Origin of the sequence: Vibrio sp. BS-M-Sm-2, assembly GCF_041504345.1 — a bacterium.
Taxonomy (GTDB): Bacteria; Pseudomonadota; Gammaproteobacteria; order Enterobacterales; family Vibrionaceae; genus Vibrio; species Vibrio satsumensis.
The window spans coordinates 789,038-801,134 of the sequence record NZ_CP167894.1 but is presented as its reverse complement, the minus strand read 5'-3'; the positions used below and the strand labels follow the sequence as shown (position 1 = coordinate 801,134).

At 42.2% G+C, this 12,097-nt stretch carries 9 protein-coding genes and 1 pseudogene; 7 read left to right on the top strand and 3 right to left on the bottom strand.

Features of this window, described 5'->3' with window-relative positions; genetic code table 11:
* The first annotated feature begins 238 nt into the window (after window positions 1-238).
* The 3 genes and pseudogenes from AB8613_RS03530 (at window position 239) to AB8613_RS03520 (ending at window position 3,795) form a co-directional block, all read left to right on the top strand.
* On the top strand, window positions 239-691 hold the full coding sequence (locus AB8613_RS03530; protein ID WP_372384790.1) for a septal ring lytic transglycosylase RlpA family protein: 453 nt from the start codon (window positions 239-241) through the stop codon (window positions 689-691).
* Between the two features lie 271 nt (window positions 692-962).
* Window positions 963-2,402, top strand: coding sequence for a hypothetical protein (locus tag AB8613_RS03525; RefSeq protein ID WP_019826742.1), 1,440 nt, complete (start codon window positions 963-965; stop codon window positions 2,400-2,402).
* A 379-nt stretch (window positions 2,403-2,781) separates the two neighbouring features.
* Window positions 2,782-3,795: pseudogene (locus AB8613_RS03520) on the top strand (manganese-dependent inorganic pyrophosphatase).
* 219 nt (window positions 3,796-4,014) lie between these two features.
* Here AB8613_RS03520 and AB8613_RS03515 read toward each other — a convergent pair.
* Window positions 4,015-5,076 (bottom strand): alpha/beta hydrolase fold domain-containing protein, encoded by a 1,062-nt coding sequence (locus AB8613_RS03515; RefSeq protein WP_285952868.1) that lies wholly within the window; start codon window positions 5,074-5,076, stop codon window positions 4,015-4,017.
* A 192-nt stretch (window positions 5,077-5,268) separates the two neighbouring features.
* Here AB8613_RS03515 and AB8613_RS03510 point away from each other — a divergent pair, with 192 nt between their 5' ends.
* From AB8613_RS03510 to AB8613_RS03495, 4 genes are all read left to right on the top strand, one after another.
* Window positions 5,269-6,192 carry a LysR family transcriptional regulator gene (locus tag AB8613_RS03510; protein WP_372384789.1) on the top strand — a complete coding sequence of 308 codons (924 nt, stop codon included), beginning with the start codon at window positions 5,269-5,271 and terminating at the stop codon, window positions 6,190-6,192.
* 7 nt (window positions 6,193-6,199) lie between these two features.
* A complete protein-coding gene (locus AB8613_RS03505) occupies window positions 6,200-7,129 on the top strand; it encodes a LysR family transcriptional regulator (protein WP_285952869.1) in 930 nt (309 codons plus the stop codon).
* Window positions 7,130-7,258: 129 nt separating this feature from the next.
* The gene (locus AB8613_RS03500) at window positions 7,259-8,212 is read left to right on the top strand and encodes a DUF2860 family protein (RefSeq protein ID WP_372384498.1); all 954 of its coding nucleotides are present in this window, start codon (window positions 7,259-7,261) and stop codon (window positions 8,210-8,212) included.
* 86 nt (window positions 8,213-8,298) lie between these two features.
* Window positions 8,299-9,540: an esterase/lipase family protein gene (locus tag AB8613_RS03495; protein WP_372384497.1), complete on the top strand. Its 1,242-nt coding sequence runs from the start codon at window positions 8,299-8,301 to the stop codon at window positions 9,538-9,540.
* A 311-nt stretch (window positions 9,541-9,851) separates the two neighbouring features.
* Here AB8613_RS03495 and AB8613_RS03490 read toward each other — a convergent pair whose 3' ends face one another.
* Window positions 9,852-10,871: a helix-turn-helix domain-containing protein gene (locus AB8613_RS03490; protein WP_372384496.1), complete on the bottom strand. Its 1,020-nt coding sequence runs from the start codon at window positions 10,869-10,871 to the stop codon at window positions 9,852-9,854.
* A 104-nt stretch (window positions 10,872-10,975) separates the two neighbouring features.
* Complete coding sequence (locus AB8613_RS03485) at window positions 10,976-11,974, bottom strand: DUF2860 family protein (protein ID WP_372384495.1); 999 nt, start codon at window positions 11,972-11,974, stop codon at window positions 10,976-10,978.
* Between the last annotated feature and the right edge of the window lie 123 nt (window positions 11,975-12,097).

Genomic DNA, 12,097 nt, shown 5'->3' with positions numbered 1-12,097 from the left:
CCTTTTTGGTGTTTGGGTGTTTTTGGCCGAGTGGCTTACCATATGTACTGATTAAGAAATATACAACTCTAATTCATTGTTAAAGTTGACGTTTTGAAGATAAAACCTTTCATGGATATGACGGAAGGAAGCGTGCTTCATGAAAACATTGTGCGTTCATACCGGACGGTAGCCTTTGCTGAGCAGTGACTATACTCAGCATTACATGGCGAACCAAAACACAACGAAAACAGAGAAAATGCACAGATTAGCTCACCCAAATTATATGAAAAAATTACATATTATCTTTACCGCTCTTATTCTTATGATATTAGCTGGATGCACCTCAACGTCGGCTGTCGGCAGTTCTAAAACAAAGGAATATGCCAAGTCACATGCTCTTGCTGGTAAAGCTTCTTGGTATGGTGATAAGTTCCATGGAAAGCTCACAGCAAGTGGTGAGACGTATAATATGAATGCTTATACGGCAGCGCATAAAACCTTAGCCTTTGGCACGATCGTGAGAGTGACTAACACTGCCAATAATAAGTCTGTCGAAGTTAAAATTAACGACCGAGGCCCGTACGTAAAAGGCCGAGTTATCGATCTTTCGCACAAAGCATTTGCCAAAATCGGCAATGTTAAGCAAGGCACAGTTCCTGTCAGAATCGAGATTGTTGATGACAGTAATACCTTTAGGTACAAGCACTAACTGCCTCTAAGCCTGCAGTGGTTTGTGAAACTTAAGGATTAGTAGAGATACTGTTCCTTTTTTGTTTTGGGACCATTCTTAACTTTGTTTCAAGTAGTAAGAAATAGATTATTAATAACAGATAATTGCATTAGATAAAGTTACATTCATTTTTATCGTGATGTGATCAATACATCATATGGTTATATTGAAAGTCTATATATTGCTTCACGAGTAAGTGTCAGCCTACTTTGAAAACAATAACAATATTAACCGTTAGGTATCGATCGAAATGAAAATGAAAAAGCTTATGCTTTGTGGGCTTGCCGTTGGCTTAGTTGGTTGCGGTGGGAGTAGTGGTAGCAGTAGTGACAACAGTGGAGGAGATTCCAATATTTCCTCTGTTTCAGGAAAGGTTATTGATGGTTATATTATTGGGGCTACGGTTTATCTCGACCTGAATTTCAATAATGAGTTGGATGCCAATGAACCTAATGTTGTCACTAAAGAACAGGGCGATTTTAGTTTAGACATACCATCAACTTATCGTGAATGCGCGCAATACGTTCCAATTGTGGTAGATGTTCCGGAAGGTGCTATCGATACTGATTTTCCTAGTACTCCAATTGAAGATGCTTACACGATGGTGATACCTCCTCAATATGCGTTGAGTACAGATGAAGAGCTATACAACTTAACACCATTAACCTCTGTGGTTTGGAATGAAGTAGAAAAAGAGCTACGCGAAAGCACTTCTCAGGAGCTTTCTTGTGAGTCTTTGCTAGAAGAACAAGAGCTGAGAGACGACATAGCCGAACGTCTAACTGAGCAAGAACTTCACGTTGCTCGTCGTTACAACATCACAGTAGATGAATTGTATGGTGATTATATTGAGTCTGGTAATGATGAAGTACATCAAATCGCTCAAGATATTGTTCCCGGATTACAAAAGTCATATGCAGATACACGTGAACTAATCAATCAATACCCAGAAGCAGACTTTGCTTGGGTCGAATACTTCATGGGCAAATGGGATAGTTCTAATAACAACTATAAGGATGTCTGGTATCGCTACCAATTCGTGCAAATGTCTAATGGTAACCTAGAGTCAGAAACTCATGAGATGTCAGGTGATCTTAATAATAAAGTTCAGCTACATGATAAAAATACTATGGAAACAACGGTTCGAGACGGTGTAAATATTGAGAAAACGGTATCGATGGAAATTGCGGGTAATATCTATGGTTGTTCTGTAAGTGAGTGGCTTGAAACGATCTCTCAGGATTCGTCAGGTGTTCGTAACACTGTCTATGGTCAAGCTGGAGACTGGAGTGATTGTAGCAGCCTTATTTTAAGTAATACTTTCACTGTTCAGGCTTTAGTCACTAAAGATTATGATGGTTCTGACCTTATTAGTTATTCAGAGCATAGTTATGACGATGGTAACGATAGTGGGTTCAGTCACTTGATTGGTGTGACCGACACCATTACAGCATCTGACTTAACTCCAGTTCGTAATGTGATTGATACCGACTTCTATAGTGAGGAAGGGCACGGTGCAGATTTCTGGTCTCGTGTAATGAATGAGTTTGGTGAAAATCCAACTCAAGTAATGACAAGCCATAATAGTGATGGGGGCTGGGAACGTCTCACAAATTATAAAGATGGCACCCATAAAACGGAATGTGGTACATCTGAAACTGATTTGTCAGAGGCTAACTGTTCAAGTTAAAGCTATTTAGCATTCGGTTTTCCGTTTGAAGTGCAACAGCATAACATTCATATATATTCTATAAAGGCTGCTTTCGCAGCCTTTTTTCTTCCTTCTTCTAATCAAATTCCAATAAGATTATCTAATTTTTAGCATTTGGTTTGCGTGTTTTTACTTATTTTAAATCAGTAGCTTAGATTTGATATCACTGAGTTTCATTAAGATTTATTATGAAATAATGAAAAGGTGACCTAATCCAAAGTGAGTTGTAAGTTGATTGGCAAGGGAAATTACATTTCGTTACTTACTGAAGTAAATCTGAAATATTACCGACACGGTTATGAAATTTTTCAAGGCTAGCGTATGGGGTTCTAAAACGAATTCAAATAAGGAAATACCCGTGAAGCTAACACCTGTCGTTGCCGCCGTAATCATGTCTTTCAGTTCAGCAAGTTTTGCTTTCAGCCTGCAACAATCTGCCAATGAAAACAGTGAAGATCTCGTATGGACTGGGCACCTTAGCCCAGACAGCGACACGGTAATGTCTGCAATGCTCGCGGCTCATATCTATGGCGGTACGGCGACAGTGCCTGAGCCTATCAACCCTGAATCGACGTTTATCTTGAATTACTGTAATGCTGAATCACCACGTGTAGAGAAAGATTACTCTTCATACCGAGTGGGGCTGGTGGATTTCAACCAAGTGACTCAACTCGCGCCAACTATTGACCAAGCATCTATTGTGGCTGTGGTCGATCATCATGCGATTGGTGGCTCTCCAATTAACACACCACAAATTGTTGAGATGGACATTCGAGGCTGGGGTTCAGCTGCAACTATTCTGGCTGACAGCGCTGAAAAGCTCGATGTGACCTTACCTAAGAACCTTGCTTGTGTCGGCTTAGGCGCAATCCTTTCTGATACTGTGGTATTCCAATCATCAACCACCACTTAGCATGATCGTGAGTACGCTGAAAAGCTGGCAAAAGTTGCAGGCATTTCAGATATCGAAGATTTCGGTCAACAGATGTTGATTGCTAAATCGGATCTTAGCCACCTTTCATCTGAAACCATTCTGACGCTGAATTACAAAAACTTTAAATACGGTGGCAAACAGGTGGGCATCGGTGTGGCTGAGACACTAACGGCTCAACAACTAATTGACCGTAAAGACGAGCTTTTGGCAGCGATGAAGGCATACAAAGAAGAGAACGGGCTAGACCATCTGTTCTTCTCAATCACAGACACTAAGAACAAAGAAGCAAACCTATTGTGGGTGGACGAAAGCGACTATCAAGTCATCAAATCGGCTTTCAATGCTGAACCAACCAGCGACATGCTGACACTAGAAGGCGTCACTTCGCGTAAGCGTCAGATTGGCCCAGCAATACAAAAGGCGATTGAGAGTTTGTAGAGATTAAGAGCCGTTACGCTTGAGCAAAAATAGAGCAATAAACCGCGTTTAGTTCACGTGTTTTAGCAGTGTAGCATCATCACCCTCCATCAATACCCTTTCGGTTTGCAACTAAAAAATTGGGTCACATAAGTGACCCAATTTGGTATGAGTAGCGGCAACGCCGGAACTGAACCTATTGCTTGGGCAGTGTGAACTGCTAATCTACTTAGCGTGACATTACCTCACCAAGTTTCCGTAAAAGAAGTTATTCAGTGCCTGATAATGCTCTTCAGATTCAGGGGTGCCAAAAGCTACAGCGTAATCGGCATGAGATTGACCTTCATAGACATTAAGTTCCGCTTCCGCCCCTGCACGCTTAAGTTCGCGATGCACTCGTACAGTATCACTCAATAACAAATCGCGCGTGCCAGTGATCAAATAAGTTGGCGGAAAGTTCTCAAAGCTGCCGTTAATTGGCGATACGATAGGATCTGTTAGTTCTAGCTCACCCACATAGACATTGACTAACTCAGAAGACATTCCACGCCAGCTACCTAAAATATGGTCTAGTCCTTCATTGATATAACGGCTGTCTCCAGTCATCGTCATATCCACACCCGGTGTTCCAACATAAAGCGCGCTTGGCACGGGTAAAGCCTGTTTATTGAGCTCTTGTGTCACTGCAAGCGTTAGAGCCCCGCCAGCAGAAGTCCCCCCCATGACCATGGAATCTGCAGAACGCGTTTTTAGAAGCGCATTCCACACCTTAACAATATCATTACGGCTTGCTGGTGCGGGTGCATCTATCGATTTGGTGTAGTCGATCGCTAGTGCTGGAATTTGCATCTTAGAAGCAATGATAGAAGCTTCTGATGTTGATGCTAGACCACTATTCAACATATACGCACCGCCCTGAACCGCGACATAGAGCTTGTCTTTTAGCTCTGGCGCAATCGCCTTTGGCGTGACCCAATACACATCAACGCCACCAATAGAGTCTTTTTCAATGGTTACCCCTAGCGTATTAGCTAACGATCCTGCTCGTTCGATGGCTGACGTGTCACGTGCATCAACGAAAGCACGCCACTCGCTTTCTGTTTTGGGTAAGTTTTTCTGCAGTGCCTCTACATTAGCTACCGGAAAGTTTTTCGAAAACTCATAAAACTCAGGACTAACTGCCGTGGTTAGAGGTACAGGTTGTGCTGAGAGAGGTACCGCATCTTTATCGGTGTTAGCCATGACGCCAGTGCTTAAAAAACTTGTTGCGATAAAAGTAAGGAAGACATTACGTGATTTCATTTTTTCACCTATACAGTTTGATGTAAAAGCACTCCTTGCTTCGATGGCATTAAGGTAAACAAACTGATTGATGATATGTATGAATTAGAGAAATTCATTTTTGCAACCCACTACAAATAAAGTGAACTTAAAGACTTCACAGCCACAGGTTGCCTGCTAGGATTAAACTAAGGACGATAGGGAGAGTTAACTATTAACATCAAAGATTTAGATCTTAATTTACTTCGAATACTACGAGCGTTAGTTGAAACTCAAAGTACTCACACAGCAGCGATAAAACTAGGCATATCACAAACTAGTGTCAGTCGTGCTTTGATGAAGCTAAAAGAGTGTTTCGGAGAACAGCTGTTCATTCGTAAAGCTCACGGCGTTGAGCCTTCCGAGCTAGCCGTAATGTTGGCAGATGCTTCAGTAGAAATGCTGCATCCGGTCGAAAAGGTGGTTGAAGACTACTCCACTTTTGATCCAAAAAAGTATGCCGGAAAAATCAGCATATTGATCAATACTTTTTTGCTCGAGTTCTTTGGTCCACGTCTAATTCTTGCTTTACGAACCAGCTTACCTAGCGCAAGTTTCAATATTTCTCAATGGCAAAAAGACTCTCTCTATGATGTATTACAAGGTGGCGTTGACTATGTAATTCAATTTGAGTCTTACTCCATGCCTCAAGATGTGTTCTGCCGAAACTTGGTCAAAATTGAGAATGTTATATTGGCTAAAAAGAACCACCCAATTCTATCCAAGGGTAGTGATTGGGGAGCGATTCACTCATTGCCAATAGTCAGGCTCTATCTCGATGGTATTAACCCAAGAAAAGGAATCCTTGAACACTTGTATGAAAGACAGGGCTACCAAGCAAACTTCTTGCTGACTACACACAGTGTCAGGACAGCGGTTGAATTGGTCAAAAATAGCGACGCAATCATGTACTCGAGCAGCTTCGTAAAACAAATTACACCTGAGATTGAATGCTACTCTCTACCACCCAATATCCAACAACACAATGTTCTCGACATTAATGGCTCTTATCTACAAACACGGCGTGGCAGCCCATTCAGCCAATATCTCCATCAAACTATCCAATCCTTTTTTGATGAAACCTTATTAACCCAGTGAGCGTAGCATGAACAAAAAACTCCAAGATCTCGATTTGAACTTATTAAAGCTTTTAAAAGCTGTAGTAGAGACTCGTAACACGCATGCTGCTGCTGACAGATTGGGAATCTCACAAACAAGCGTCAGCCGTGGACTTTCAAAACTTCGTGATGTATTCGGAGAGCAGCTCTTTATCCGCAAAGCACATGGCGTTGAGCCATCAGAGCTTGCCGAGAAGTTAGCTGAAGCAAGTGATCAAATGTTCACACCACTAATGAAAGTGGTAGAGTCTTACCAGAGCTTTGATCCTATAGAGTTTAATGGCCAGATTAAAATCGCCATGAATATCTTTTTCTTGGAGCTACACGGGGAGGGAATTTTTGACACACTACGCCGTGATTTTCCAAATGCCAATTTCAGCCTAGTTTACTGGCAAGAGCATTCTCTGGCGGAGGTGTTGAACGGCGGCATTGACTATTTGATCCACTTTGAAGGTTATCCCCTACCACAAGAGATTTATAACCATACGTTACAAGAGGTCGAGCTTTGTCTCATTGCTCGTAAAAACCATCCAGTATTGAACCAAACCTCTGACTGGGCATCGATCCATCACTTGCCGATTGCGCGAGTGATCATTGACGGTATTAACTCTAAACGCGCTCCTGTTGAAGAGGTTTATCTCGCCAAAGGTTTTCAACCCCGAGTGTCATTAATTACCCACAGCATTCGAGTTCTAACCAACAAATTAAGCACGTCAGATGCGATTATGTACGGGAGTCGTTACATGAGCTTGCTTGATGACCGTCTGGCAAGTTACCCACTGCCAGAGCTACCTACACAGATGCGGAAAATTAAGGTTTGCGGTGGCTATCTGCAGTCAAAGCGGGGGTATCCGCTTAACCAACATCTTCACCAAATCATCCAAAGTTACTTTAATAGCTTGGAGCTCCCCCAGTAGTGAATCAGATATGGCAAAAATGCATTTCTCTAATTCATATTAAGGGTGAATGATTCGATATAAGCTTCTCACCAAATTAAGGATTTGTTGCAAATGGAAAGGCTTAACTTACGTTGATGAGAACAACCAATGAACAAAACAGTACTCTCTGCATTCGCTCTACTACCAGTTTCTATCGCTTCAGCTACTGCGTTTGATACTTCACGCTTCTCTGGTGAGGTGTCTTTGAACTCTGGCTTTAGCAGAACTAACTCTAACTTAGATACCAATAGTTCGGCGCAAATAAATCACCTAGGTAAAGGCGATAGTTCTAATCAGAATTTTGTTGCGCCCCTAGGTAGCCTTTACTACGCGCTAAACGAAAACTACAACCAACGAGTCTACCTAGGTACTTCGCGTGATGACTTGGCCGTTGGAACACTTGCATTTGAACTTGGTTATCAATATGACTACCACAATGGCACCAGACTCGACATCGGCTATCTTCCTACCGTTGTCGCCGATGAAGTGTGGGCAAACCCATATCTAACTGGACAAGAAAGAGAAACAACCGATCGTCAAGGCAACGCATATCGATTGAAACTCTCGAATCTGTGGAACAGCGGAGTGTCATTTGACATGGCATATGCGACTGCTGAGATTGACAATGAAGGTATTAATCACGCGGAATTATTACGAGATAGTGAAACCTATTACATAAAAGGTCAGTACCGCACAATGCTTAACACCAACTCAGGCTACATTACAGCTTTTAGCTACACTGACCATAACGCTGATGGTAGCGCTGCATCGTTTAATGCCTATAAGGGGGAACTAAGTTATTTCTACCTAACAAGCAACTATCAGCTAGCGCTCACAGGAAGCTATACACTGCGAGACTTTTCGGCAGAAAATCCGATCTTCTCTAAGACACGAAGCGATGATGTGTATCGACTATTTCTCGCTTATGAGTATAACAATATCCCAGGTTGGGATAACTGGAGTGTCATCTCATTTGTTGGCGGTACTATCAATGATTCAAACATCGACTTCTATAGTAGCGATAGCTTGCTGATGTCGATTGGCATGAACTATAAGTTCTAATACTTCTTTATGTCGGGTCCATCCCACTAATGGACCCGGAAAGTAATCCTCTAAACGAAGAATCATACCTCTTAGTAAGGAGTTACATGCTAATTCGTCACTTCATGGTTGGACTTAGTATTCTCGTATTGTTGAGTGGTTGCAGCTCACTGTTCAACTTAATGTCAGATATCAAGAAAACAGACAGTCTGTATCAGGAATTTACGATTTCCACACCTAATTCGATAGAAGAAAAACGCTACTTGGTACTGCAATTAGCAACTCTAGAAAAGAGCGGGATTCTTACTGGTCATTCAATCATTAGTGATAGTAAAGCTCGCTTCCCCTCTTTTTTCAATCTCACACAGTATGTGGTTATCTTCGAAGACCATAACTTAGATTTCATGTATCAAAGCAATGAACCTACCTTTTTATTCATGAAATCAATCGGCTCTGACGATCGATTTATAGTCGGTGAACAATACCTCATTCCAGAGGGCATTTCTGAACTCGACGGTTTACTGGTTACTCCATTTTTAGAGTTTGATGTTAAACCTGAACGTATAGGTCGAATAGTTGAGTGGGGGGACCCTGCGTTTTCTGACCAAGCAAAAGAAATGGGAATGTGGCAACCATTAAGTTTTGTTGAAAATGACTATGTCGGACTCTTCTTCCTTGAACCATACCAAGAAGACAAAATCCCCGTTCTCTATATTCATGGTATGGGAGGGAGTGGACGTGATTTTGAACAGATGATTTCTGCACTCGACAAAGAGAAGTATCAGGCATGGGTAATCAACTATCCTTCCGCGTTGTCGCATACACTGCTTGCTCATTCCATCGCGGGCATCATGCGACAACTACATAAAAACCACGACTACCCGCCTATCCATATAGTGGCCCATAGTATGGGAGGAGTCATAGTAAAAAGATACCTTGATATATGCAGTAGCAGTAACAGGTGTGATCTTGTGAATTCATTTACTTCAATTGCCTCCCCTTTCAACGGAGTCTCGTCTGCTGCAGCTGGGGTTAAGTATTCCCCCGTTGTTATGCCGTCTTGGCGAGATTTATCCCCTAGCGGAAAGGCTATTCAAAACTTATTCTCTTCTCCGGCACAACAAAGTATTCCGCCGCATCTATTAGTCTTTGCTTATCAAAAGTCCCCGTCAACACGAGGTGAGAGCAGTGATGGCACCATATTGTTAAGTAGCCAATTACGCCTAGAAGCGGTAAACCAAGCCCACTCACTTTACGGTGTGAATGAAAACCACATAGATGTGCTGTCCAGTAGCGATGTACAAGGTAAAATCCGAACTTTCTGGGAGGCAGTTGAGGTGACTCGCTAGGAAAGTATCGGATACCCTTACATATCTCATAAACATTGCGCTTTAAGTTGTCAGTCTCATTTAGCATTAAAAACTGAAGTTTGTTCACTAAGCCGTACTTATCTTTGTAGCTTTCATAGGATCCGAAGTTAAGCGAAAAGAAAAAGGGACGGGTAGAAATACCGGTCCCTTTTCTCATTTGAATAAGTCGAAAGTGGGTTAGCTCGATGCGCTTTAATGATGCTGCCGACGATTCAGGCTTAGGTTGATTGGCTTCTATATCAAGAACCATTTGATGCTTAGTTATATAGTATTGGTTGGGAGAGCTGTTGTTACGATCTTAGTTCGGTAGGAGAGTGCCCAGTCCAATTTTTGAATGCTCGGCTGAATGCGCTTGAGTCTGAGAAGCCAAGCTCGTGAGCCACATAGGTAATATTGCCGTCGTTTTGATTCAGTAACGTCATGCTCAGTTCGAGGCGGTATTTATCGAACAAACGACGAAAACTCACACCTTGTTGTTTAAGTTTGCGATTCAGGGTTCGAGGGCTGATGTGAAGATTATTTGCCACGCTATCTAGGTTGGTGTCTTTCACCGCGAGCACTTTGAACGTTTCATTCACTTTGTAGATTAAGTTGGTTTTTAACGTTTTTTCCATCTGTTGGTCGGCGATTCGTACTAACTCTGCATGAAAGTCAGCTTGGAATTGACGAGGTTTAGCCTGGACAAGATTGTTAGGGAAAAGGAGATAGCGGGCGGGGAAGCCTTCCTTCATTTCAACATTAAAGACACGCTCATAGATGCTCAAGAACTCATCACCGATGGTGTTCTTGTGGATGTGAATGGCGAGCTTTTGATTCGGCGCATTAAGGTATTTGCGAACGAGCTTGATCATAATACTGAAATAGAGCCCTAAACTGATGTGTGTCATCAGTGTCGTTTCGTCAATGTACTCGGGTGTCACTCCCCAAAGCTCGACTTCTCCACTCTCTGTTTCACGACTGAATATTTTTAGTAGCGGATGTATATGAATGGAGTATCGACTCAGAAGTTGGCAAAAGCTGGCGAGGTTTGGCGCGGTGAGCATGGCCATTACCGGAGCGCCCATTTCAAGCTCATCGAAATAGCAAGCGGACTCATCAAATAAGTCGATCAGCTCATGATCAAAACGTTGGTAGATATTGTTGATGGCGGTTTGAAGCTGATAAGCCGAGATCGATTCGGCGGAGCAAAGTTGTTTATAGACCTCCGCTCCCGACCAGATATCGCTGCTGTCTCCAATTCTAGCCTGAATAGCAGAATCTAAAGTTTTAAACCAAAATATGGGCAATTGAGTACTAAAACTTTCCACCATAACTCCCTGTTATTGCTGGCGATTGAAGAATGTTCTTCTCGGTAATATGCCCAAATTAAAGGATTTGTTTATGGGTTACAAGCAATGAAAACTTCAATTCAATCTTAGAATTTGTAATCAACACCTACTGAAACCACATATTGCGATGATTGGTAATATTCAATGTTTGAATTCGTTGTCTTCGCGCCGAGCAGTGATACTAGAGACCAGTTTTTTGCATCAAAGATATTGGCGTATTCATAAGCAACGAAGGCTCCAAAGTCTTTGTCTTCACGTGTCTTATTAAAGATTGGGTTTTCTTTATCATAGCTGCGTTTTGCAGCATTGAGTGTTAAAGCAAGACCATGATTTCCGTATCTTTTCGCTAGGTTGATTTCCGCGCCAAGGCTTAAGAACGATAGTGCATCACCCTCAGAATCTGAAGAGAAAACATTCATCGAAGGTGTGAGAATACCTGACCCATCTTTCAAGAAGTACTGGTAACCAGACTTGAGATAAAAGTACTTTCGTTCTCGAGTCATCAGTGCGCGTTCTTCGTCAGTTAACCTAAGTCCTTTTAGACCGGTGTTTTCTTTCTTAACGTCTGACTCACCAGAAGCGACATCGAGATTAAAGTTCGAACCCATTATTCTTGAAAGCTGCATTCGAACCACAGTGCCAGTGAGGTCGGTTTCTTTTCTATTCGAGTCAACAGCATAAGGGTCATCCCATACTTCGCCTGATATCAGAGTTGGTAAGATAGAAAAATCGACCACCATGCCGTTTTCCACTTGCTGCCTATATCCAATTTCAAATGCTAACGTACCTGTGATGATGTCGTCTCTTGAGGTACCTAAGAAAAACTGTTTGTGATTCAAAGCGCCAAAGGTGTATTGCATTGAACCCAAAACAGCGACCATTCCCTCTGCTTCCGTGTTACCTGACGACATTAAATCGGCTTGAGATTGATGATTGCTTTGCCCTACATCGAGGTTGCTTGAGTTTGCGGTGAAGCCTGTTAGGAAGGTCATGTTGCCACTAAAACCTTCGCTTGGTGCTAGAGCTGCGTATGAGTAAGGCGCAAGCGTCAGGCTTGCCAGAAAAAGGGAAATAATATGTTTCATCAATAGACTCGGACTTGAATAACTTTCTAAATTGAACTGCTTTTCAAAAAGAAAAGCTTTCTAAAACGAATAGTTTCCTAAATCGAATAGCTTTCGAGCATGATTAGCGTTTGAGAGTGAATC

Coding starts and splice junctions, on each gene's coding strand:
- AB8613_RS03515 (WP_285952868.1), bottom strand. CDS start 5,076: ATGAAATCACGTAATGTCTTCCTTACTTTTATCGCAACAAGTTTTTTA.
- AB8613_RS03495 (WP_372384497.1), top strand. CDS start 8,299: ATGCTAATTCGTCACTTCATGGTTGGACTTAGTATTCTCGTATTGTTG.
- AB8613_RS03500 (WP_372384498.1), top strand. CDS start 7,259: ATGAACAAAACAGTACTCTCTGCATTCGCTCTACTACCAGTTTCTATC.
- AB8613_RS03505 (WP_285952869.1), top strand. CDS start 6,200: ATGAACAAAAAACTCCAAGATCTCGATTTGAACTTATTAAAGCTTTTA.
- AB8613_RS03525 (WP_019826742.1), top strand. CDS start 963: ATGAAAATGAAAAAGCTTATGCTTTGTGGGCTTGCCGTTGGCTTAGTT.
- AB8613_RS03485 (WP_372384495.1), bottom strand. CDS start 11,974: ATGAAACATATTATTTCCCTTTTTCTGGCAAGCCTGACGCTTGCGCCT.
- AB8613_RS03530 (WP_372384790.1), top strand. CDS start 239: ATGCACAGATTAGCTCACCCAAATTATATGAAAAAATTACATATTATC.
- AB8613_RS03490 (WP_372384496.1), bottom strand. CDS start 10,871: ATGGTGGAAAGTTTTAGTACTCAATTGCCCATATTTTGGTTTAAAACT.